This window comes from Janthinobacterium sp. LPB2021202312-11-4, assembly GCF_037049705.1.
Taxonomy (GTDB): Bacteria; Pseudomonadota; Gammaproteobacteria; order Pseudomonadales; family Pseudomonadaceae; genus Aquipseudomonas.
The window spans coordinates 258,229-280,892 of the sequence record NZ_JBAGKV010000002.1 but is presented as its reverse complement, the minus strand read 5'-3'; the positions used below and the strand labels follow the sequence as shown (position 1 = coordinate 280,892).

Annotated in this window: 16 protein-coding genes; 7 read left to right on the top strand and 9 right to left on the bottom strand. The window is 59.3% G+C overall.

All coding sequences use genetic code 11. From position 1 onward, the window contains the following. Nucleotides 1-139 precede the first annotated feature (139 nt). Nucleotides 140-727, top strand: a complete 588-nt coding sequence (locus V5E99_RS03275) for a hypothetical protein (protein ID WP_499800890.1) — start codon at nt 140-142, stop codon at nt 725-727. Nucleotides 728-921: 194 nt separating this feature from the next. Here V5E99_RS03275 and V5E99_RS03270 read toward each other — a convergent pair whose 3' ends face one another. Together V5E99_RS03270 and V5E99_RS03265 are read right to left on the bottom strand one after the other, a co-directional pair. Next, nucleotides 922-1,236, bottom strand: a complete 315-nt coding sequence (locus V5E99_RS03270; RefSeq protein WP_007976511.1) for an SCP2 sterol-binding domain-containing protein — start codon at nt 1,234-1,236, stop codon at nt 922-924. A 63-nt stretch (nt 1,237-1,299) separates the two neighbouring features. After that, nucleotides 1,300-2,010 carry a histidine phosphatase family protein gene (locus tag V5E99_RS03265; RefSeq protein WP_499800888.1) on the bottom strand — a complete coding sequence of 237 codons (711 nt, stop codon included), beginning with the start codon at nt 2,008-2,010 and terminating at the stop codon, nt 1,300-1,302. Nucleotides 2,011-2,215: 205 nt separating this feature from the next. Here V5E99_RS03265 and sohB point away from each other — a divergent pair, with 205 nt between their 5' ends. Together sohB and V5E99_RS03255 are read left to right on the top strand one after the other, a co-directional pair. After that, the gene (gene sohB / locus V5E99_RS03260) at nt 2,216-3,238 is read left to right on the top strand and encodes a protease SohB (protein ID WP_499800887.1); all 1,023 of its coding nucleotides are present in this window, start codon (nt 2,216-2,218) and stop codon (nt 3,236-3,238) included. Nucleotides 3,239-3,513: 275 nt separating this feature from the next. Beyond that, a complete protein-coding gene (locus V5E99_RS03255; protein WP_499800885.1) occupies nt 3,514-8,358 on the top strand; it encodes an NEL-type E3 ubiquitin ligase domain-containing protein in 4,845 nt (1,614 codons plus the stop codon). A gap of 71 nt (nt 8,359-8,429) precedes the next feature. On the opposite strand, the gene V5E99_RS03250 is transcribed toward V5E99_RS03255, so the two are convergent. Together V5E99_RS03250 and V5E99_RS03245 are read right to left on the bottom strand one after the other, a co-directional pair. Next, the gene (locus tag V5E99_RS03250; protein ID WP_499800884.1) at nt 8,430-8,924 is read right to left on the bottom strand and encodes a DUF934 domain-containing protein; all 495 of its coding nucleotides are present in this window, start codon (nt 8,922-8,924) and stop codon (nt 8,430-8,432) included. Continuing rightward, nucleotides 8,908-10,566, bottom strand: coding sequence for a nitrite/sulfite reductase (locus tag V5E99_RS03245; RefSeq protein ID WP_499800883.1), 1,659 nt, complete (start codon nt 10,564-10,566; stop codon nt 8,908-8,910). The genes V5E99_RS03250 and V5E99_RS03245 overlap by 17 nt, the downstream gene beginning before the upstream one ends. A 523-nt stretch (nt 10,567-11,089) precedes the next feature. On the opposite strand from V5E99_RS03245, the gene V5E99_RS03240 reads away from it, so the two are divergent. Then, the gene (locus V5E99_RS03240; RefSeq protein WP_499800882.1) at nt 11,090-12,160 is read left to right on the top strand and encodes an ABC transporter substrate-binding protein; all 1,071 of its coding nucleotides are present in this window, start codon (nt 11,090-11,092) and stop codon (nt 12,158-12,160) included. Nucleotides 12,161-12,168: 8 nt separating this feature from the next. Here the strand turns inward: V5E99_RS03240 and V5E99_RS03235 are convergent, their stop codons facing one another. Further along, nucleotides 12,169-12,387 (bottom strand): DUF2970 domain-containing protein, encoded by a 219-nt coding sequence (locus V5E99_RS03235; RefSeq protein WP_499800881.1) that lies wholly within the window; start codon nt 12,385-12,387, stop codon nt 12,169-12,171. Nucleotides 12,388-12,548: 161 nt separating this feature from the next. Continuing rightward, nucleotides 12,549-16,259 carry a methionine synthase gene (gene metH / locus V5E99_RS03230; RefSeq protein WP_499800879.1) on the bottom strand — a complete coding sequence of 1,237 codons (3,711 nt, stop codon included), beginning with the start codon at nt 16,257-16,259 and terminating at the stop codon, nt 12,549-12,551. 155 nt (nt 16,260-16,414) lie between these two features. Between metH and V5E99_RS03225 the strand changes: the two genes are divergently transcribed. The 3 genes from V5E99_RS03225 (at nt 16,415) to nfuA (ending at nt 20,556) form a co-directional block, all read left to right on the top strand. Then, a complete protein-coding gene (locus tag V5E99_RS03225; RefSeq protein WP_499800878.1) occupies nt 16,415-18,700 on the top strand; it encodes a fatty acid cis/trans isomerase in 2,286 nt (761 codons plus the stop codon). Nucleotides 18,701-18,879: 179 nt separating this feature from the next. Next, nucleotides 18,880-19,914 carry an acyltransferase family protein gene (locus V5E99_RS03220; RefSeq protein WP_499800877.1) on the top strand — a complete coding sequence of 345 codons (1,035 nt, stop codon included), beginning with the start codon at nt 18,880-18,882 and terminating at the stop codon, nt 19,912-19,914. Between the two features lie 57 nt (nt 19,915-19,971). Then, nucleotides 19,972-20,556 (top strand): Fe-S biogenesis protein NfuA, encoded by a 585-nt coding sequence (gene nfuA, locus V5E99_RS03215; RefSeq protein WP_017339169.1) that lies wholly within the window; start codon nt 19,972-19,974, stop codon nt 20,554-20,556. A 145-nt stretch (nt 20,557-20,701) separates the two neighbouring features. On the opposite strand, the gene cobM is transcribed toward nfuA, so the two are convergent. From cobM to V5E99_RS03200, 3 genes are all read right to left on the bottom strand, one after another. Beyond that, nucleotides 20,702-21,448 (bottom strand): precorrin-4 C(11)-methyltransferase, encoded by a 747-nt coding sequence (gene cobM, locus V5E99_RS03210; protein ID WP_499800876.1) that lies wholly within the window; start codon nt 21,446-21,448, stop codon nt 20,702-20,704. A 94-nt stretch (nt 21,449-21,542) separates the two neighbouring features. Beyond that, nucleotides 21,543-21,956: a cobalamin biosynthesis protein gene (locus tag V5E99_RS03205; RefSeq protein ID WP_499800875.1), complete on the bottom strand. Its 414-nt coding sequence runs from the start codon at nt 21,954-21,956 to the stop codon at nt 21,543-21,545. Beyond that, nucleotides 21,953-22,660: a CbtA family protein gene (locus V5E99_RS03200; RefSeq protein ID WP_499800874.1), complete on the bottom strand. Its 708-nt coding sequence runs from the start codon at nt 22,658-22,660 to the stop codon at nt 21,953-21,955. Before V5E99_RS03200 ends, V5E99_RS03205 begins: the two co-directional genes overlap by 4 nt. Nucleotides 22,661-22,664: the final 4 nt, after the last annotated feature.

The window sequence follows — 22,664 nt, the reverse complement described above, 5'->3', positions numbered from 1 at the left end:
CATAAAGAAGCCGGATTGAACAGCCGATGTCTGACGCATGCGGCCAGAAGAAATATAGACGGCAAATGCGGGGGCGGCCTGTTTTAACTGCCGGGCAGATCGGTTAGATTCCCCGCCCGCCCAAACAAGGATGTAGACAATGATTAAAGTCAGTAACCCGAAAGGTATCTTGATTGCGGCGTTGATCGCCCTCGGTCTGGTCGGGATTTATCAGTATGCCGGTCAGGGCAGCAAGCTCCCGGACACCTTGATGATGAGTACTCGTATCTCGGAAGAGAGTGAACCCTCGTACGATGCTACGAAATGGTTTCGCAGCGGGATGTATGAGCCCGAAGACGCCTTCGGTCACTTCAATACCCATCGGATGAAGCGCAGCAAGCCCATCGTCCTGACGGCCAAGTACAACGAATTCCTGGTCCAGGCAGCCATTGATTCGTTGAAGAGCAATCACCCTGGCGTGGATACCCAGGTGCTCTTGATGACATGGCCGGTGCTGACCCGGCGTGTGCGTTACATGTACAGCCTTTTTATCAGTCCGGATAAGCCGGCGGATCTTTACGAGCTGTACCTGCAAGTGAGCGACCGCAGGTTCGTCATCAACCTTCAGCTAGACGATGAAGGTGTGCTCAAGTTTGACGGCGATGACGTAGAGGTCGGTTACGACGACCCACTGTTTGACGAGCACACCAAAGTCTTCGAAGAAATGGACGACGCCGGCACTCGCTGAGCAGCGCACCCCTGTGTAGGAGCTGCCGAAGGCTGCGATCTTTTGATCTTGATCTTTTTCGGTGCCGATGAAGATCACAAGCAAGATCAAAAGATCGCAGCCTTCGGCAGCTCCTACGTAGAAACGACGAATCCCGCCATATAGACGGGATTCGTGTGCAGCCAGAGAGGCTCCCCGTGCGGGGAACCGTCATCTTACGAAGGGAACAGCTCGGACAGTTTCATCGCCAGCATCATGTCGCCTTCAGCGCGCAGTTTGCCGCCCATGAATGCCTGCATGCCGTCGGTCGAACCGTCAACGATGCCTTCCAGGGTTTCGCCGTCCATCACCAGAGTGACCTGGGCGTCCGGGTTTTCGCCTTCTTGCAGCTCGCAAGTGCTGTTTTTGACGATCAGCGAGAAGTTCTTGGTGTCGTCGATGCGGAAACCGAACACCAGATCCAGGCCGGCAGCAGCGGCTGGGTTGAACTTGGCTTTCATTGCTTGTACGGCATCAGCTACGGAGGTCATGGTTCGATCCTTTCTTGGGTAATAAGAGCTGGGTGATTACAGCAAGGGTCACATAATCCGGACTCAGCGAAACGTGATGAGTTCCGGGGCCTTCAGCAGTTGCAGGTGCGCATGACTGTTGAAGGAAGCCAGGGCCACCTCGCGACCACGAAATTTCAGTTGGTTGAGCGAGGTGTTGACGATTTGCCAGTTGAGCTCAAAGGCCTGTCGGGCAGGCATTTGCGTAATGAGGTGGAGCAGGGCGGTGATGGTGCCGCCGGAGGTGAACACGGCGATTTTCTGGGTGTTGTCGGCTTGTTCGAGAATACGGTTCAGCCCGGCTTGCACACGCTCGACAAACCCCAGCCAGCTTTCCAGCCCCGGTGTGTCGTAAGTGCCGGCCAGCCAGCGCTCGATGATCAGGGCGAAGATGCGCTGGAATTCAGCGCGGTTTTGCGCAGCGTTACGCAGGATTTCCAGCGCCTGTGGTTCGTCATCCAGCATGGCCGGGAGCAGGGCGCGAATCACCGCGTCGGCATCGAATTCGTTGAAGGCGCAATCGATCTCCAGCAGCGGCACCGGCAGGCCCACGGCGGCGTACTGTTGCAGCGCACTGTTGGCGGTATGTTGCTGGCGGCGCAGGTCCCCGGACAGGCAGCGGTCGAAGCTGACACCCAGCTCGGCGAGGTGCTGGCCGAGGATTTCTGCCTGGCGAACACCGGTCGGCGACAGGACGTCATAGTCGTCTGCACCAAAGGAGGCCTGGCCATGTCGAATCAAGTAGATGCTGCCCACGTCCGCGTCATCCCGGTACGTTGAAGGTTTGGCGAGGTTATGAGGATGGCAGTGAGCTGTCAATGAAAAAACATACGCTTGTTTGAAATGCCCGTTACAGGCCTGTTGCCAGAGGTTTCACGGCTGGCCCCAAAGGCGGGGCATGGGTATGCTGGCGACATCCCGCGCGCGTTTTATGCGGCGCATTGTATTGAAGGAGTCCTGTGTGGAGTTTTTTGCCGAGTACGCCAGTTTCCTGGCCAAGACCGTGACCCTGGTGATCGCCATTCTGGTGGTCCTGGCGAGTTTCGCGGCATTGCGCAGCAAAGGTCGACGCAAGTCGGCCGGGCAATTGCAGGTCAGCAAGCTCAATGATTTCTACAAAGGGCTGCGCGAGCGCCTGGAGCAAAGCCTGCTCGACAAGGACCAGCTCAAGGCCTTGCGCAAATCCCAGGCTAAAACCGAGAAAAAACAGAAGAAGAAACCCGAGGCCAAGGGCCGGGTATTCGTGCTGGATTTCGACGGTGACATCAAGGCTTCGGCCACCGAAAGCCTGCGCCACGAGATCACTGCGCTGCTGACCCTCGCCACGCCCAAGGATGAAGTTGTGCTGCGTCTGGAAAGCGGCGGCGGCATGGTTCACAGCTACGGGCTGGCGTCCTCGCAACTGGCGCGGATTCGTCAGGCCGGCGTGCCGCTGACCGTGTGTATCGACAAGGTTGCCGCCAGCGGTGGCTACATGATGGCTTGCATCGGCGAGAAGATTATCAGCGCACCGTTCGCCATTCTCGGTTCCATCGGCGTGGTCGCGCAGTTGCCCAACGTCAACCGCCTGCTGAAAAAACACGATATCGATTTCGAAGTGCTGACCGCCGGCGAATACAAACGCACGCTCACCGTGTTTGGCGAAAACACCGAGAAGGGCCGGGAGAAATTCCAGGAAGACCTGGACATCACCCACGAACTGTTCAAGAACTTCGTTTCCCGCTACCGCCCTCAACTGGCCATCGACGAAGTGGCCACCGGTGAGGTCTGGTTGGGCTTGGCGGCGCTGGACAAACGCCTGGTGGACGAACTCAAGACCAGCGACGAATACCTGGCCGAACGCGCCAAGGGCGCCGAGCTCTACCACTTGCACTACGCCGAACGCAAAAGCCTGCAAGAGCGCATTGGCATGGCCGCCAGTGGTTCGGTGGATCGGGTATTGCTGACCTGGTGGAGTCGCCTGATTCAACAACGCTTCTGGTAAAGCCGTCTACGTAACCCGGTCACGTTAAAGTGATCGGGTTTTTTATTGATCTTTTTTAATGTCTGCATAGTTGAAGGTTTTTGGGTGGTATATATGTATGGCTTGAGTTTGTATTGTTGATTTGTTGGGGGTGGTATTGATCAGGAATTGGGGCTTTTAATTGAAAGTTCCGTCCTTAGACTGAAGGCTCTTATTGTGAAAAGAGTTTCTCATTCATGTCTTCCAATTCAACGCCGTCTTCCGCTTCCATAACAAGCGGTCAAGTTTCCATTGAAATGACGTCTGAACAGCAAGGCGTTTTCTACGAGTTTTTCAAAGGCGTGGAGATTCCTTCATGGCTTGCCCAGGCCAGCAGCGAGGCCCGCGACGCGCTACGGGCCAGTGTCATCGCCAGCCAGCGGTCTCGCGCCGAAGCCCTCACGGCAATGATCGCCCTGAAAGCTCCACAACAATTCTGCGAGCCCCTGTTGTCCCAGGCCATGGCGGAAAAACTGGGTGAGCCTCTGGATATTCGGGGCGTCGTTTTCCAGCATATTCGCTCCACGTCCAGTCTGTTCGGGTTGCGTAAAAAACTGGTGTTACCGATTGATCGCGATTTGTTAATCGCGGCGTGTGAGAACTTCGAGGCCAATGAAACCCTTATTGAAAACTACGATGATAAATCCCTTATTTATCAGCCGGAACGCATTAACGGTACGGCCAATAAAATCCTGGCGATTAAACCCCATGAGTTTGCACAACTGTGTCGCACGCTGGACTTGGGCAAGCATTATCAAACGCACCTCAATAGTGTCTTTGAACCTTACATAGATACCGGCAGTGTACGTAAGGCCTGCATGGCCCACTCTCAATGCTGCCTCGATGTTGATCGTCATTTGGCGTTGATGAAGAAACACATCAGTGAAAAGGTGTTTCGGATGTTAGGCGAGGTGGTGGAGAAAAAGTCGTCGATCAAACTGGACCGGCACACCATCGCCTATAAGCAGATAGAGCTGCTCGGCCACAAGCTCCACGGCGCCATGCTGATCGTGGCGGTCAATGACGGGGCGTATAACGGCAATCCCTGTGTGTTGTATTTGCCTGGCGATACCACGCAACCGCTAAAAGAGTACGTTTCGGTGAGTGCGCTGGAGTACGACCTCGGCGTGCGGCTCAGCCAGGAATCGTTCGAAACCGCGCTACTGCGGTTTGTCTTGCTGGCCGATCGGGCCGGGTTACACGCGGCACTTGCGAGCCGAGGATTGCGAGCCGGCGCGCAGTTTTTGCAAAGCTCCCAGCGTGCCTCCGTCCCGGTGACTGTTCATTCCGTGTCTACCGACCTGTTTGCCGAGTTGTACCGTCAACGTGTCGAGCATGTCATAGCCGATGCGCGATTGCTGGTGGTGCCCACTGAAGAAGCGGACGAGAAAACCCGTCTGGCCAGGCTTGAAACCTACAAGACGATCGGCCTCGATATCGCGTTCTTCAGTATTTCGTTTATCCCGGTGGTTGGTGAGGTCTTGATGGCGTTGACCGCTGTCGAGCTATTGATGGGCGTTTATCACGGGATAGAACGCTGGTCGGCGGGTGAGCAGGAGCAAGCGGCGGACTACCTGTTCGACACGTTGGAGAATTTCCTGGTGATGGCGGCGCTTTCTGCGGGGGCAGGGGCCGTCAAGGGCACCTTCAAGACTGTCAGGGGCTCGAGCTTCGTGCAGAACTTGAGGCAGGTGCGGCTGGCGGACGAAAAGCCCCGCTTGTGGAAACCGGACCTGGCGCCCTATCGCCGCAGCATCAGCCTGCCGGGCTGGGTGAAGGCAGACGAACGCGGCTTGCGCTGGTTCTACGACCAGGCGTACCTGGCGCTGGGCAAGGACCTCTATGCGGTTCGCCCGCAGGCCGATACCGGGTTATGGGAGATCGAGGGCACCCGGATCAAGGACGGTTACGCGCCGAGGCTCGAAACCAACGATGTCGGGGCGTGGCGCCATGATTCAGAGCTGCCCGGGGAATGGGATCGCCTGACACTCTTCCGTCGGCTGGGTTACTCGGAACGTGACATTCCCGATCCCCGGGCGTTGCAGATTCTTTCGGTCAGCGCCGTCGATGAGCGTGTCATGCGCCGGGTCCTGATTGATCGGATACCCCCGCCGGCGATGTTGATCGACACCGTTCGACGTTTCGCGGTCGATCAGACGGTCATCGCTTTCATTGAACAAATGAAGCTGAAGCCGTCAGCGCCAATGGCCGATGCCGATTTGCAGTTGCGACTGGTGACGACGCTCAAGACCTGGCCGGCCCAGACCGCGATCAATGTCGTTGACGGCGCCGGTGAGTCGTTCAGCCGCTTCATGGCCCCGGACGTCGAGAGCACGAAAAAAACCATCACGCTCAGTCTGGAAAAGGTCCGCACAGGGCAGTTTTACCCCGACCTGCTGGCAGGTCTGAACGCTACTGAACGTGAGCGGCTGTTGGATTCGCCAACGAAAGTCGCGGCCGAACAGATAAACGCGCTGATCGAGAAACTGGCCGAGCAAGCCGATCGCAAACGCCTGGCGCTGTTCAAGTGGATTTATCAACGGGGCGCGCCGGTGAGCTCGGGCCGTACCGCGCCGCTGCGCGATGGTTTTTCCGACCTGCCGATCAGCGTGCTCGATGAGTTGGTCCGCTATGCCGACGCCAGTGAGCTGGACGAACTGGACGCAGGAAAAGTCCCGCTGCGTCTGGCGGAAGAGGCGCGCCGCTTCCAGCAAGTGGTGCGGGTCAACCGGGCCTATGAAGGGCTTTATCTGGATGCAGCCGGCGGGATCGACACGGATCGCCTGGTGTTCAGCGCACTCAAGCATTTGCCCGGCTGGAAAAGCGACCTCTATGTGCGAATGCTGGAATGGTCGTTTTATACCGATGAGTCCGCCAGCCTGGGCTCTGAAAACTCGACGCAAAAGCTCCTGATGAATGCGCACCCTGACCGATATGACGTGCTGGACGAGCATTACAACGTGGTCAGCTATTTGCCGGGACGCACGCGGGCAAATTATTTCCAGGCGCTCTGGGAGGGTTTGTCGCAAGCACGCCGAACGGCTTTGGGGGTTCAACTGGAAGACCACGGCGTGGCGCTGAGGGCGAAAATCACCGCCCTGGTGCTGGCCCGCCGGGCGTCCGCCGAGCAGGCATTGGGCATGCGGCCGCCACGTCCGGGCTACGTTTCGCCCATGCGCCTGGCCGACACCTTGCTCGGCAAGGCGTCGGGCGGGATGCCGACATTCGCGACGACCTCGTCGGCTCGATCTCCCGGGCTCATTCGTCGTGCCCAGGAGCTGTATCCCACTCACTCGCGGGAGCAGATCGATACGTTTTTGGCCGGCCTGGGCCAGGTTGACGTGCTGGTCTTGAGAAAACTGGAAAGTCTGCGCCTTGAATACCTCACGATCAGGCAGGTGCTGGAAAACTGGATCAAGCGCGATAGCTGGTCGCAGATCGGGGACGGGCCTCGGCGCAAAGTCTCGACGCTGGCCAAGACCCGCGCGGCCCAGGAAATCACTCGCTGCTGGCGCCGGGAAACGCCGAGCTCGCTGACCCTCGACGGCCGGCTGTATGAGTTGACGCTGCCGCCACTGCCATTGGGCGACCTGCCGTTGATCATGGGTGACTTCAGCCATGTCGGGGTGCTGTTCATGGATCGGGTCGGGGCCAGCAGCGGGCTGAACAGCTTCCTGCACAACTTCAAATACCTCCGGCACCTGTCGTTGATCGGCAACGGCTTGACCCGACTCCAACAGGCCATTGGCGCGATGTCACGGCTGGAGCGGCTGAACCTGAGTGAAAACCAGATTCAACTGACCGACGCCTCGGTCACGGAACTGGCCGGGCTGACACGGCTCAAGCAGTTGAACCTCAATGCCAACCCGGCGTTGTCGCGGGTGCCTGACGTGTCGCAAATGCAGCAATTGCAGCGTCTGGAACTGCGCGGAACCGGCATAAGCCAATGGCCTGGCGGCGCCACCGGGCTGGTGCGGCTGGAGCTGCTGGATCTGCGTGACAACCGCATCAGTGTGATTCCGGAGGATGTCTTTGCCGCCTCAGGCGTCTTGAACCAAGGGACCAACATCAGCGGTAATCCACTGACGTCTGAAACCCGGAAACGGCTCCTCGCGTTTCAGCAAGCCAGCAACATCAGCCTCGGACTGATAGCGCTGGGGTACGTGGAGGGGGTTCAAGACGTGTTGATGGATTCGGCCATGAGCTCGACCTGGTTGACCGGCGCGACGGAAATCGACGTTGTGCAGAAACGAACCCTGTGGAGTTCGGTGTACGCCTACCCCGATTCCCGACCGTTTTTCCTGTTGCTGAGCCAACTGCGCTACACCGCGGATTTCCGCATGGTCTACCGCTCGCTGAGTCAGCGGGTCTGGGACGTGATGGAGGCCGCCGCCGAAGACAGCGCCTTGCGCCGGACGTTGTTTCGCATGGCTGATGTCGGGCAGATCAGCGCCGATGGTTCGTCCCTGTTGTTCAGCGATTTACACGTGCGGGTGTTGTGCTATCGGGCCATGAACGCTGCGAGGGTGACGGCCGGGACCCAGGAGGCTCAGTTGGCTCAGCTGTTGCGCGGTTTGTACCGCTTGCAGGAAGTCGAACGGTTCGCCGTGAAAAATGTTATCTCCCGCTCGCGCACCGGGCCGGTCACGCTCGATCAAGCCATGCAAATCAGCCTGGCCTATCGGGTAGGGCTGGCCGAACGCCTGAATCTGCCCGCGCAGCCACGGGACATGAACTTTCGCCTGGACGTCGAGGTGATTCCGCAAACCCTCGACTGGGTGTTCGCCGAAGTAGTGAAACTGGAGCAGACGACGGCTTTGGCAGACTGGATGACGCGCCAGGAGTTCTGGACTCAGTACCTGAAGGGGGCTCATCGAACGGCGTTCGATGAAACGGTGTTCCGCGCGGCGATGTCCTTCGAACTGTTGGGCGATCGGGTGCACCTGACCAGCGAGCAGTTCACGCAGCAGATGGGCGCCATTGTCGACAATTACGCCAATGAGCGTGCGGCGCTGATCAAACGGCTGACGGGCGAAGCCCTGCAACGAAACCCTGGCCTGGCGTTACCGGCGCCCGCCGACAACGAGAACAACGTGCTTTAAACCGGCGAAAAAAAACCTTGAGCACCGGCATCGCTGCCGTGGCTCAAGGTTTTGTGTTTCGCGCTGACGGATCAGCGACGACGGAACAGCGGCAACGGTTCGTCGGTGGCTGCCTGGTACGTCACCGAGAAGTCCTTGAGACCTTCAAGGGCTTCGTACGGATCTTTATCGGCGCGAATGGCAAAGGCGTCGAACCCGCAGCGGTGCATGTAGAACAACTGATCGCGCAGCACATCGCCAATCGCCCGCAGCTCGCCTTTGAAACCATAACGGTCACGCAGCAGGCGGGCGTTGGAGTAGTTGCGGCCATCGGTGAAGGCCGGGAAGTTCAGGGCGATCACCTGGAACTGGTCCACGTCTTCACCGATTTCCTCGGCTTCTTCATCGGCGTCCAGCCACACGCCCAGGCCGCCATCGCGGGCCTTGAGCATACGGCCGTGTTCGCGCCACAGCGCCAGCGGCACGATCAGGTCGTCACAGTTGCTGATCTCGTCGATGTTGAAATCCTTGGGCAGCAAGTGCCAGGTTTCGTCGACGACCTCGTTGTTCTTAATGATTCGCTGCATAGACGCGTTCCTTGAAGAGGTCGATGCCAATACGCTGATAGGTGTCGATGAAACGCTCATCTTCGTGACGTTGTTCGATGTACACGTTGATCAGCTTCTCGATCACGTCAGGCATGGCTTCCTGGGCAAAGGACGGGCCGAGGATCTTGCCCAGGCTCGCGTCACGGCTGGCGCTGCCACCCAGGGACACCTGGTAGAACTCTTCGCCTTTCTTGTCCACGCCGAGGATGCCGATGTGGCCGACGTGGTGGTGACCACAGGCGTTCATGCAACCGGAGATGTTCAGGTCCAGTTCGCCGATGTCGAACAGGTAGTCCAGGTTGTCGAAACGACGCTGGATCGATTCGGCGATCGGGATCGACTTGGCGTTGGCCAGGGAGCAGAAATCACCGCCAGGGCAGCAGATGATGTCGGTCAACAAGCCAATGTTCGGCGTGGCGAAACCTTGCTCGCGCAACTCGCCCCACATGGCGAACAGTTGGGACTGTTCAACGTCGGCCAGGATGATGTTCTGTTCGTGGGAGGTGCGCAGTTGACCGAAGCTGTAACGCTCGGCCAGGTCGGCCACGGCGTCGAGCTGCTTGTCGGTGATGTCGCCCGGTGCAACACCGGTCGGTTTCAGGGACAAGGTTACGGCCACATAACCCGGCTTCTTGTGCGCCAGGGTGTTGCGGGTGCGCCAGCGGGCGAAACCCGGGTGTTCTTTGTCGAGGTCGGCCAGTGCTTGCGCCTGGTTGTCCAGGGACTTGTAGTCCGGATCGACGAAGTGTTTGGCGACGCGATGCACTTCGGCGTCGGTCAGCGTGGTCTGGCCACCGCGAAGGTGTTCCATTTCCGCATCGACTTTTTGCGCGAACACTTCAGGGGTCAAGGCTTTGACCAGGATCTTGATCCGCGCCTTGTACTTGTTGTCGCGACGGCCGTAGCGGTTGTAGACCCGCAGGATGGCATCGAGGTAGCTCAACAGGTCCTGCCACGGCAGGAACTCATTGATAAACGCGCCAACCACCGGCGTACGGCCCAGGCCGCCACCGACCAGCACGCGGAAACCCAACTCGCCCGCCGCGTTGTGCACCGGCTCAAGGCCAATGTCATGCACTTCGATGGCGGCACGGTCGGAGGTCGAACCGTTGATAGCGATCTTGAACTTGCGCGGCAGGTAGGCGAATTCCGGGTGGAACGTCGTCCACTGACGGACGATTTCGCACCACGGACGCGGGTCGATCAACTCGTCGGCAGCGACACCGGCGAACTGGTCGGTGGTGACGTTGCGCAGGCAGTTGCCGCTGGTCTGGATCGCGTGCATCTGCACGGTCGCCAGCTCAGCGAGGATGTCCGGGATGTCTTCCAGCGCCGGCCAGTTGAACTGCACGTTCTGCCGGGTACTGATGTGGGCATAGCCCTTGTCGTAGTCACGGGCAATCTTGGCCATCATTCGCGTCTGGCGCGAAGTCAGTTGGCCGTAAGGCACCGCGACCCGCAACATCGGCGCGAAACGCTGGATGTAAAGGCCATTTTGCAGGCGCAGGGGGCGGAATTCTTCTTCGCTCAGCTCGCCTGCCAGATAGCGTCGGGTCTGATCACGGAACTGCTTGACGCGGTCCTCGATGATCCGCTGATCGTACTCGTCGTATACGTACATATAAGTCCTGTTCTCAGGCTTGGGCCGGTCGGTTCCAGTTGCGTTTTTCGCTTGCTGAAGTCTCCGATACTGCCTCGGCAATTCTGCGCGCACGGCCGCGCACTCCCTACGGAGCCGGGGCAAGATACCAGTTTGCAGTTATGCGCAAAAGTGATGTTTGAGTATATGTAAAGAACCAAAACGACTAACGAGAACCGTTATTGATAAACCCACATTCGCGGTGCGGGCAATCGTCGTCTTTACTGTGCTCGTGTCCTTATGCAATCACCGATAAAACCGACAAGAGGCGATGCAATGAGCAACCCGACCAAAGCAAGGAAAAGCGACAGTACCGTTGATGCCTGGGCGATTTTGTTCCTGATTATCCTGGTCGTAGGAACCGCCGTGTTCTGGGTCAGCCACCAATAGCGACCCCGTCCGGGCCCGGTTCCGACGATTGTCGGACGAAAACCGGAATAAACCCCCGTTTTGCGGGTGTTCGCTGGCTATAATGCGCGGCGAATTTCCGGGGCTCGGACGATTAATGTTGAAGTTTCTGTGTGGTGTGCTGCTGACGCTGGGTATGGTCCTGGGATCGTGTGCCCAAGCGGCGTCGGTGCTGTTCCTGAATCCTGGAGCCAGCACGGAAGCTTTCTGGATCAGCTACTCGCAGTTCATGCAGGCGGCGGCCAAGGATCTGGGCATGGACCTGCAGATCCTTTATTCCCAACGAATGCCCGAGCTGACGATTGCCCAGGCGCGCACGGCGCTGCAAGGCCCGAATCGCCCGGACTACCTGGTGTTCGCCAACGAACAATACGTCGCCCCGCAGATTTTTCGCCTGGCCGAGGGCAGTGGCGTGAAGCTGTTCATGGTCAACGCCTCGCTGACCGACAATCAGTTGAGCCTGTTGGGTGAACGGCCGGATCGCTTGGGCAGCCTGGTGCCCAATGACGAGGAGGCCGGTTACCTGATGCTCAAGGAACTGATTCGCCTGCACCCGGCGGCCGCAGGTCAACCCATCGAGTTGTTGGCGTTTTCCGGCCTGAAGATCACCCCGTCGGCGCAATTGCGCGAAAAAGGCATGCTGCGCGCCTTGGCCGAACACCCGGAAGTGCGTTTGCGGCAACTGGTCTACAGCGGCTGGACCCGTGACCGCGCCTACGAACAGGCGCGACTGCTGTTTCGGCGTTACCCGAAGGTTTCACTGGTGTGGTCGGCCAATGACGAGATGGCGTTTGGCGCCATGCAGGCGTATTCGGAGACGGGGGGCATGCCGGGCAAGGATGCGCTGTTCAGCGCCTTCAATACCTCGCCCGCCGCGTTGACCGCCAGGGTTGACGGGCGCCTCAGCGTATTGCTGGGCGGGCACTTCACCCTCGGCGGATGGGCGTTGGTGGAGTTGCATGATTACGATCAAGGGGTGGATGTGAGTCAGTACGGCGGCCGCGACCGGCAGATTCGGTTGTTGCAACTGATCGACAAGGCCCAGGCCAGGCGATTGTTGGCGATGGGGGATTCGCCAGATTTTGGCGTGAACTTCCGGCGCCTGTCAGCCAAGGGCCGGCCGACGACTTATCGCTACCCGTTCAGCCTGCAAACGTTGATGCACTGAGTCGGGTTTCAGACTCCAGCCAGCAGCAGCACCAATTTCACGATGCCAAACAGCGTCAGCGCAAAGACGGCCGTGAACAGAATCCCCATCACCACGAAATGACTCGGCTTGCCATGGGTAAAGTCCCGGGCGCGATTCTTCCCGCTCTGCACCCCGAAAGCGGCGGCGACCACGCTGTGGAGCATCTGCAGGAAGGTGGGTGGCTTGTTGTCGACTGGATCGTCCATAAATCCCTCGTCACTTAGGTGTGTGAGGCAAGCATAGACAATCTGTCGCTCAAGCGGCGGCCACAAAAAAAGATCGCAGCCTCCGGCAGCTCCTACAGGGTCATGTGTACACCTGTGTAGGAGCTGCCGAAGGCTGCGATCTTTTGATCTTGCTTGTGAACTTAGTTGTCGTAACCCAGGTTCGGCGCCAGCCAGCGCTCGGTCACGCTCAATTCTTGGCCTTTGCGCGACGTATAGCTCTGCACCTGGTCCTTATCGATCTTGCCCACTGCAAAGTACTGCGCCTGCGGATGCGCGAAGTACCAGCCGCTGACCGCTGCCGCCGGGAACATCGCGTAGTGTTCGGTGAGGAACACGCCGCTACGCCCGGCCTGCATTTCGCTGGCTTCAGGGTCGAGCAGGGCGAACAGCGTGCCTTTCTCGGTGTGATCCGGGCAGGCCGGGTAGCCGGGAGCAGGGCGGATGCCGGTGTATTGCTCTTTGATCAACGCGTCGTTGTCGAGCGTCTCGTCCTTGGCATAACCCCAATAGTCTTTACGCACCTGTTGGTGCAGCCACTCGGCGCAAGCTTCGGCCAAACGGTCGGCCAGGGCTTTGACCATGATCGAGTTGTAATCGTCGCCAGCGTCCTGATAGGCCTTGGCCACCTCTTCGGCGCCGATCCCGGCGGTGGTGATGAAGCCACCCACATAGTCGGTGATTTCGCTGTCCTTCGGCGCGACGAAGTCGGCCAGGGAGAAGTTCGGCTTGCCGTCGGTCTTGATGATCTGCTGGCGCAGGTGATGCAGCTTGGCCAACGGCTTGCCGTCATCGCCGTAGACTTCGATGTCATCCTCGCGCACCTGGTTGGCCGGCCAGAAACCGAACACCGCACGGGCGCTGATCAGTTTCTCGTCGATCAGCTTGGCGAGCATTTCCTTGGCATCGGCGTACAGCGCGGTGGCAGCCTCACCGACCACTTCGTCTTCGAGGATGCGCGGGAACTTGCCGGCCAGGTCCCAGGAGATAAAGAACGGCGTCCAGTCGATGTATTCGGCCAGCACCTTCAAATCAATGTTGTCCAGCACGCGAGAGCCGGTGAAGGTCGGTTTGACCGGCTCGTAAGTGCTCCAGTCGAACTGCGGCTTCTTGGCGATGGACGCCGGGTAGCTCAAACGTTCGGTACGGGCGCTGCGGTTGGCGGTGCGCTCGCGAACTTCGATGTATTCCAGGCGCGTCTTCTCGATGAACGCCGGCTTCAACTCCTTGGACAGCAACTGCGTCGCCACGCCCACGGCGCGGGAGGCGTCGGTGACGTAGATCACCGCGTCGTTGCTGTACTTTGGCTCAATCTTCACCGCCGTGTGCGCTTTGGAGGTGGTCGCGCCACCGATCATCAGTGGCAGATGGAAGTCCTGGCGCTGCATCTCACGGGCCACGTGGACCATTTCATCCAGCGACGGCGTGATTAGCCCGGACAAGCCGATGATGTCGCACTTCTGTTCCTTGGCCACCTGCAGGATCTTCTCCGCCGGGACCATCACGCCGAGGTCGACGATGTCATAACCGTTGCAACCGAGCACCACGCCAACAATGTTCTTGCCGATGTCATGCACGTCACCCTTGACCGTGGCCATCAGGATTTTGCCCTTGGCTTCCGGCTTGTCGCCTTTTTCCAGCTCGATGAACGGGATCAAGTGGGCCACGGCCTGCTTCATCACGCGGGCGGATTTCACCACCTGCGGCAGGAACATTTTGCCGGCGCCGAACAGGTCGCCAACGATGTTCATGCCGGACATCAGCGGGCCTTCGATCACTTCGATCGGGCGAGCGAACGACTGGCGGGATTCTTCAGTGTCTTCAACGATGTGCGTGGTAATGCCCTTGACCAGCGCATGTTCCAGACGCTTGTTGACCGGCCAGCCGCGCCACTCTTCGGTCTCGGCTTCCTTGACGCTGCCGTCGCCCTTGTATTTGTCGGCGATGGCGAGGAGGGCGTCGGTGCCTTCCGGGGTGCGGTTGAGCACTACGTCTTCCACGGCGTCACGCAATTCGGCCGGGATCTGGTCGTAGATCTCCAGTTGGCCGGCGTTGACGATGCCCATGGTCAGGCCGTTGCGGATCGCATACAGCAGGAACACCGAGTGGATCGCCTCGCGCACCGGGTTGTTGCCCCGGAATGAGAACGACACGTTGGACACGCCGCCGGAGGTCAGCGCATACGGCAGTTCGTCGCGGATGTAGGCACAGGCGTTGATGAAGTCCACGGCGTAGTTGTTGTGTTCTTCGATGCCGGTGGCCACGGCGAAGATGTTCGGGTCGAAGATGATGTCTTCCGGCGGGAAGCCCACTTCGTTGACCAGAATGTCGTAGGAGCGTTTGCAGATTTCTTTCTTGCGCGCTTCGGTGTCGGCCTGGCCGGCCTCGTCAAACGCCATCACCACCACGGCGGCGCCGTAGCGCTTGCACAGTTTGGCGTGATGAATGAACTGCTCGACGCCTTCTTTCATGCTGATCGAGTTGACGATGCCCTTGCCCTGGATGCACTTCAGGCCGGCTTCGATCACTTCCCACTTGGAGGAGTCGATCATGATCGGTACGCGGGAGATGTCCGGTTCACCGGCAATCAGATTGAGGAAGGTCACCATGGCCTTCTTCGAATCGAGCATCCCCTCGTCCATGTTGATGTCGATGATCTGGGCGCCGGCTTCAACCTGTTGCAGGGCAACTTCCAGGGCTTCGGTGTAGTTGTTCTCGCGAATCAGCCGCGCGAACTTGGCGGAACCGGTGATGTTGGTCCGCTCGCCGACGTTGACGAACAACGAGCTGCGATCAATGGTGAACGGTTCCAGGCCCGACAAACGGCAGGCTTTCGGGATGTCCGGGATTTCACGCGGCGCGTAACCGGCCACGGCTTTGGCGATGGCTTCGATGTGGCCCGGCGTGGTGCCGCAGCAACCGCCGACGATGTTGAGGAAACCGCTTTGGGCGAATTCTTCGATGACCTTGGCGGTTTCCTCCGGCAGTTCATCGTACTCGCCGAATTCGTTCGGCAGGCCGGCGTTCGGGTGCGCGGAAACGTGGGTGCTGGCCTTGTTCGACAGCTCTTCGAGGTACGGACGCAACTCGCTGGCGCCGAGGGCGCAGTTCAGGCCGACCGAAATCGGCTTGGCGTGGGCCACGGAGTTCCAGAACGCTTCGGTGGTCTGGCCCGACAGGGTGCGGCCGGAGGCGTCGGTGATGGTGCCGGAAATCATGATCGGCAATTCGATGCCCAACTCTTCGAACACGCCCTGTACGGCGAAGATCGCGGCTTTGGCGTTCAGGGTGTCGAAAATGGTTTCGATCAGGATCAGGTCGGCGCCGCCTTCGATCAGGCCTTTGGTGGCCTCAGTGTAGTTTTCCACCAGTTCATCGAAGGTCACGTTGCGGTAGCCGGGGTTGTTCACGTCGGGCGACAGCGAACAGGTGCGGCTGGTCGGCCCGATCACGCCGGCGACGAAACGCGGCTTCTCCGGGGTTTCCAGGGTCTTGGCGTCGGCCACCTTGCGGGCCAGGCGCGCGCCTTCTACGTTTAACTCGTACGCCAGGCCCTGCATGCCGTAGTCGGCCAGGGACACCTGGGTGGCGTTGAAGGTGTTGGTTTCCAGAATGTCGGCGCCGGCATCCAGGTAGGCTTTTTCGATCGAACCGATCACGTCCGGGCGCGTCAACACCAACAGGTCATTGTTGCCTTTGACATCGCTCGGCCAGTCGGCGAAGCGTTTGCCACGGTAATCCTGCTCTTCGAGCTTGTAGCTCTGGATCATCGTGCCCATGCCGCCATCGAGAATCAGGATGCGCTCTTTGAGGGCGTGCTTGAGAGCTTGAAGGCGAACGCTGCGATCGGACATTGGGACTACTCGGTAAGGCCATGACGAAGGGCCGGGATAATAGCAAACCTGTGCGCTTTTAGAGCATGCCAAGGTTTTGCATGAATATCGTTCATGTTGGCGGCAGGTCTGGACCGGTAGAATCGCGACGTTTTTTCATGATCGGGACCAGGGACATGTCGTATCGCGTCGTCGTCAGCATTTTATTGCTGCTTTCAAGCTGGGGCGCCGTTGCGCAAAGTCCCGAAATTTCCTACACCCGCGACATCCAACCGATCTTCACCGAAAAGTGCGTGGCCTGCCACGCCTGCTACGACGCCGCTTGTCAGCTCAACCTGGGCAGCGGCGAAGGCGCGGCCCGTGGCGCGACCAAATCCCCGGTCTACGACGGCGAGCGCAGTGTGGCTGCGGCACCGACCCGCTTGTTCTATGACGCCTTCGGCAAACTCGCCTGGCAGCACAAGGACTTCTATTCGGTACTCGACGCCCAGGGCAGCCAGGCTGCGTTGATGGCGCGGATGCTGGAGCTGGGCCACAAAACCCCGCTGACGCCCAACGCCAAATTGCCGGAAGACATCGTGCTGGGCCTGAACCGGGAAAACATGTGCGCCATGCCGGCGGAGTTCGACGGTTATGCCGGCACCCACCCGAAAGAAGGCATGCCGTTGGCCGTCACCGGCCTGACCGATCAGCAATACCAGACGTTGCAACGCTGGCTCGCGTCCGGTGCGCCGATTGACCAGCAAGGCCTGGTGCCCAGCGCCACCGAAGCGCTGCAAGTGGTGCAGTGGGAAAACCTGCTCAACACCAACGGTTCACGCGGCAGTCTTGTCGGCCGCTGGCTGTTCGAACACTGGTTCCTGGCGCACATCTACTTCAAGGACGGCGAGCCGGGGCATTTCTTCCAGTGGGTACGTTCGCGCACACCGACCGGCCAGCCCATCGATTTGATCAACACCCGCCGGCCAAACGACGACCCGGGTACGCAAATTTATTACCGGTTGTGGCCGGTGCAAGGGGTGATCGTTCAAAAGACCCACATCACCTATCCCCTGAGCGCGGCGAAGCTGTCCCGGGTCAAAAGCCTGTTTTTCAGCGGTAACTGGCAGGTCAACGCCTTGCCGGGTTACGGGCCGGAGCGCCGGGCAAATCCATTCACCACGTTCGAGGCGATCCCGGCCCAGGCGCGTTATCAGTTCATGCTCGATAACGCCGAATACTTCGTACGCACCTTTATTCGCGGCCCGGTGTGCCGTGGGCAGATCGCCACGGACGTCATTCGCGACAACTTCTGGGCGCTGTTCCAGGCCCCGGAGCACGACCTGTACATCACCGACCCGAACTATCGCGGCCAAGCCACGCCGCTGCTGGCGATGCCGGGGCAGAACGACGATGTCGGCAGCGTCCTGAGCCTGTGGCACGACTACCGCAACAAGCGTAACGACTACGAAGCCCTGCGCCGGGACAGCTACGCCGACGCGCCGGCACCGAGTTGGTCGACGCTGTGGGCGGGGAATGACAACGCCTTGCTGACGATTTTCCGGCATTTCGACAGCGCCTCCGTAAACAAAGGCCTGATCGGCGACGTGCCGCAAACCATCTGGTTGTTCGACTTCCCGTTGCTGGAACGCACGTATTACCAGTTGGCGGTCAACTTCGATGTGTTTGGCAACGTCTCCCACCAGGCCCAGACGCGGCTGTACTTCGATCTGATCCGCAACGGCGCGGAACAGAGTTTCCTGCGTCTGATGCCGGCCGATTCCCGGGTTGACTACCTGGACGATTGGTACCAAAGCAGTGGCAAGTTCAAGATGTGGCTGGATTACGAGGCCATCGACAACGATAAACCCACTGCGCTGAAACTCGACGAAAAAGACCCGAAACGGGATTTCGCCCGGCAATTGCTGACTCGTTACGGCGACCTCAACGCCAAGCCTGACCCCATCAACCGCTGCGACGGCGCGTATTGCTCGCGGCCGAACATTGACCCGGCGTTGCAGAACGCCGAGCAGGCCTTGAGTCGCCTGACCTCAAGACCGGCGGCGGGTTTGAAGGTGATCGATCAGTTGCCGGAAGCGACGATGCTGCGCATCGAAGCCGCGAACGGCAAACGCGAGATTTACAGCCTGCTGCGCAACCGTGCCCACAGCAACGTCGCGTTCCTGTTGGGTGAGTCCTTGCGTTACCAGCCGGGGCTCGACACCTTGACCATTTATCCGGGTGTGCTCAGCAGCTATCCGAACTTCATGTTCAACATTCCAGCCGAGCAAGTGCCGGAGTTCGTCGATGCGATGGAAAACGCCAAAAATGCCAACCGCTTCGAGAAAATCGTCGAGCGCTGGGGGATTCGGCGTAGCCATCCGCAATTCTGGTTCTACTTTCACGACCTGAGTACCTACGTCCACGAAACCGACCCGGTGGAAGAGGGTGTGCTGGACATGAACCGCTACGAGAATCTTTGATCGACTTTTGCAGATCCGTGAGTGTCCCACCTGTATGCGCCGCCAATCCCCTGTAGGAGCGAAGCTTGCTCGCGAAGAGGCCGTCACATTCAACATTGATGTCGACGGTCAGACCGCTTTCGCGAACAAGCTTCGCTCCTACAAGGGGTATGAGGTGATTTGAACAGAGGGGCTCATCCATGTTGATTTCAGTACAAGCCCTGCGCGCACTCGCCGCGTGGGCGGTGGTCTGCCATCACTTCATGCAGATTTTTTTCGACTTCAAGGCCCGCGGGCCTGTGGGGCAGGCGTTTGTCGACAAAGGTGCGGTGGGTGTCGACATCTTTTTTGTCATCAGCGGTTTGGTGATCTTCCTCTCCACCGAAGGCAAATCGCTGCCGCCCGCGCGGTTTCTGCTGTATCGGCTGTGCCGGATCGTCCCGGCGTATTGGCTATACACCGTGCTGATGGCGCTGCTGGTGCTGTTCGCGCAACCGCTGTTGCCGGATCAGACGGTCGACTGGTCGCATTTCCTGCTGTCGCTGCTGTTTATTCCTACGCAGAACCCTGGCGGCTATGGGATTTATCCGACCCTCAATGTCGGCTGGACGCTGAACTACGAAATGCTGTTTTACCTGCTGTTTGCCTGGGCGCTGCTGTTCCGCTTGCAGGTGCGGTTGTTGATCGTCGCGGCGCTATTGTTCGCGGTGTGCCAGGCCTGGACCGGTTATGGCTGGGTCAGCGAGTTCTACCGTTCAGGCATCGTTTATGAGTTTTTGCTGGGGATCGCCATCGGCATGATCTACCGCAAAGGCTGGATCAAGCCTGGGTTGTGGTTGCCGCTGCTTGGGATTGGCGGGGCGTTACTGGCCATTTATCAATGGTCGCCACAGCCTCGATTGCTGGCGTGGGGCTTGCCGAGCGCCGTATTGGTCATCGCGTGCATCTCGCTGGAACGCTATGTCGAGAACAACCGGGTGTTTGCGTTGCTCGGGAATTGTTCCTACTCGGTGTACCTGATGCACGTTTTGGTGCTGTCGGCCGGCGGATTTGTCGCACAGCGTTATGGTGTGAATCCCTACGTGATGTTTGCGGTGTGCGTGGCGACTATCGGCCTGGGTTCCTGGGTCAGTTACGAATGGGTGGAAAAACGCAGCTATCGGTGGCTTAAAGCCTGGATTGACGGCGAAACGGTTGCTCAACCGCTGGCTGCGCTTTCCCGACATAAATACTAGGACTTTGTGCCGCGCGATGATTGGCGTAAACTCCGCCCAAGCCTGCGAGGAGTTTCCATGACCGCTATTACCATTACTGACGCCGCCCACGATTATCTGGCTGATCTGCTCTCCAAGCAGAACACCCCAGGCATCGGCATCCGCGTCTTCATCACCCAGCCTGGCACCCAGTACGCCGAAACCTGCATTGCCTACTGCAAGCCGGGCGAAGAAAAACCTGAAGACACCGCGCTGGGGCTCAAAAGCTTCACCGCGTACATCGACTCGTTCAGCGAAGCCTTCCTGGACGATGCGGTAGTCGACTACGCCACCGACCGCATGGGCGGCCAACTGACCATCAAGGCGCCAAACGCCAAAGTCCCGATGGTCAACGCCGACAGCCCGGTCAACGAGCGCATCAACTACTACCTGCAAACCGAAATCAACCCGGGGCTCGCCAGCCACGGCGGTCAGGTCAGCCTGATCGATGTGGTCGATGACGGCATTGCGGTGCTGAAGTTCGGCGGCGGTTGCCAGGGCTGCGGCCAGGCGGACGTCACCTTGCGCGAAGGCATCGAGCGCACCTTGCTCGAGCGCGTTCCCGAGCTCAAGGGTGTGCGCGACGTGACCGACCACACGCAGAAAGAAAACGCCTACTACTGAGTAAGGTGTTCGCTGCAAACATAAAAAACGGCGCCCCGTGAGCGCCGTTTTTTTATGGGTGAAGCTAAAAGATCGCAGCCTTCGGCAGCTCCTACGGGAGATCATATTCCCTGTAGGAGCTGCCGAAGGCTGCGATCTTTTGATCTTAGGGTCTGTAGAGATGCGCATGCCCCGCACGATACAGCGACGACTCACTAAAGTGGTCACTGTCCAATACCCGACCCACCAATATCAACGCCGTACGCCGAAACCCTTTGGCCTCAACCTTCGCCGCGATATCTTCCAACGTTCCCACCACCCAATCCTGATCCGGCCAGGTCGCCCGGTGAATCACTGCAATCGGGCAATCCGCGCCGTAATGCGGCAGCAATTCGGCCAGGATCTTCTCCAGATGATTAACCCCCAAATGAATCGCCATGGTCGCCCCGTGCTGCGCCAGACTGCCGAGCTCTTCACCGGCCGGCATCGCAGTCTTGTCGGCGTAGCGGGTCAGAATCACGCTTTGTGAAATGTCCGGCAACGTCAGCTCAGCCCCCAGCAGTGCCGCGCAGGCAGCGGTCGCCGTGACGCCGGGGATGATTTCAAACGGGATATCGAGTTCGCGCAGGTAACGAATCTGCTCGCCAATCGCGCCATACAAGCTCGGATCACCCGAATGCACGCGAGCCACATCCTGGCCTTTGGCGTGGGCAGTCTTGATCAGTTCGATGATCTGTTCCAGGTGCAATTCGGCACTGTTGACCACCGTTTCAGCCTGGTGGCCTTCCAGCACTGCTGCGGGGACCAGCGAACCGGCGTAGATGATCACCGGGCAACTGCGAATCAGCCGCTGGCCCTTGACGGTGATCAGTTCCGGGTCGCCGGGACCTGCGCCAATGAAGTAGACGGTCATCATCTGTTCCTGTGAAAAAAGTCTGTGAAAAAAGGGCTTGGCAAGGCTTCAGATGAAGATTGCTCATGATCGAAGGCGGGGATTATCGGGGATTTCAGGCGCCGCTGGCCAATGCGAGGGTGGCCTGAGCGTATTTTTGTCGGGAAATCAGCAATTTTGCCGGTGCCTGGGCCAGTTGTTCGGCCAGTGCCAGGGCGGCACTTTCCGCCACGCCGTAGCAACCGGTCCGTTCGAACGCAATGTCGGAGCGATGGCTGAGTTGCGGTTGATAACCGGCCAATTCGTCGCTGGTGAAGTACATCACCTCCAGCCCCAGTTGAGCGGCCAACTCGATCAGGCCAGGTTCATCACGTTTCAGGTCGATGCTGGCCAGCGCCGTGATCGACCGCAATTCGATTTGATGCGCCTGTAATGCCTGATCGAGCAACGCCCGCAGCGTGCTGGCGGGGCAGCCGCGCTGGCAGCCCAGGCCGACCACTAACGTCGGCGCTGTGCTGTTATCGGTCATGCGTGGTATTGACCATCGCTTTTGCGGCGGAACAACCAGGCACTGATCAGGCCCAGGGCCAGCCAGAACACTATGTTGGTCAACTGCGAAGCGATTTTGAACTGAGATTCCAGTGCTTCCGGGGCCAGCATCGAGTGGACTTCCGGTTGCGGCGCGCCAATCACGTGGGGTACTGCCAGAATTGCCACGCCCAGAATCTTCATCAACCAGTGACGGCTGAACACGATCAGCGCGATGCCGACAGCTGTAGAGGCGGCGGTGCCGATCCACCAGATCTGCCGTTGGGCCAGATCGGCGGCAGCGGTGCCCGGCAGTTCCGGCGGCAGGCCAAGGGTCGGTGCCAGCACGAACGTCGCATAACCGGCCAGACCCCAGAGCAGGCCTTGAGCGGTTTTGGTCGGTGCGCGCAAGGTGTAGAGGCCTGCGAGCATCAACGCAAAGCCGACTGCGACCACCAGGTTGCCGCCGGTGGTGGACAGCACGCGCTGCCAGCCGTCTTCCGGCTCCCAGGCCTCGGCGTCGTGGGTATGTGCAGCCATCGCGCCTTCGGTGTGCTCGTGAGCAACCACCACCGCCGGTTCGGATTTTTCGTAGGTTTCCGCCTGAAGAATCAGCGGGGCGACCCAGAAACTTTGCAGCAGGGTCAGTAGCAGGGCGGCCAGCAGCCCGGTGAAACCTGCGGTTTGCGCAATACGCTTGATCATGTCG

Bases quoted from the DNA above. Each gene is read 5' to 3' on its own strand.
- V5E99_RS03275 (WP_499800890.1), top strand. From the start codon at position 140: ATGATTAAAGTCAGTAACCCGAAAGGTATCTTGATTGCGGCGTTGATC.
- V5E99_RS03270 (WP_007976511.1), bottom strand. From the start codon at position 1,236: ATGACCTCCGTAGCTGATGCCGTACAAGCAATGAAAGCCAAGTTCAAC.
- V5E99_RS03255 (WP_499800885.1), top strand. From the start codon at position 3,514: ATGACGTCTGAACAGCAAGGCGTTTTCTACGAGTTTTTCAAAGGCGTG.
- V5E99_RS03250 (WP_499800884.1), bottom strand. From the start codon at position 8,924: ATGCAGCGAATCATTAAGAACAACGAGGTCGTCGACGAAACCTGGCAC.
- V5E99_RS03245 (WP_499800883.1), bottom strand. From the start codon at position 10,566: ATGTACGTATACGACGAGTACGATCAGCGGATCATCGAGGACCGCGTC.
- V5E99_RS03240 (WP_499800882.1), top strand. From the start codon at position 11,090: ATGTTGAAGTTTCTGTGTGGTGTGCTGCTGACGCTGGGTATGGTCCTG.
- V5E99_RS03235 (WP_499800881.1), bottom strand. From the start codon at position 12,387: ATGGACGATCCAGTCGACAACAAGCCACCCACCTTCCTGCAGATGCTC.
- metH (WP_499800879.1), bottom strand. From the start codon at position 16,259: ATGTCCGATCGCAGCGTTCGCCTTCAAGCTCTCAAGCACGCCCTCAAA.
- V5E99_RS03225 (WP_499800878.1), top strand. From the start codon at position 16,415: ATGTCGTATCGCGTCGTCGTCAGCATTTTATTGCTGCTTTCAAGCTGG.
- V5E99_RS03220 (WP_499800877.1), top strand. From the start codon at position 18,880: ATGTTGATTTCAGTACAAGCCCTGCGCGCACTCGCCGCGTGGGCGGTG.
- nfuA (WP_017339169.1), top strand. From the start codon at position 19,972: ATGACCGCTATTACCATTACTGACGCCGCCCACGATTATCTGGCTGAT.
- cobM (WP_499800876.1), bottom strand. From the start codon at position 21,448: ATGACCGTCTACTTCATTGGCGCAGGTCCCGGCGACCCGGAACTGATC.
- V5E99_RS03205 (WP_499800875.1), bottom strand. From the start codon at position 21,956: ATGACCGATAACAGCACAGCGCCGACGTTAGTGGTCGGCCTGGGCTGC.
- V5E99_RS03200 (WP_499800874.1), bottom strand. From the start codon at position 22,660: ATGATCAAGCGTATTGCGCAAACCGCAGGTTTCACCGGGCTGCTGGCC.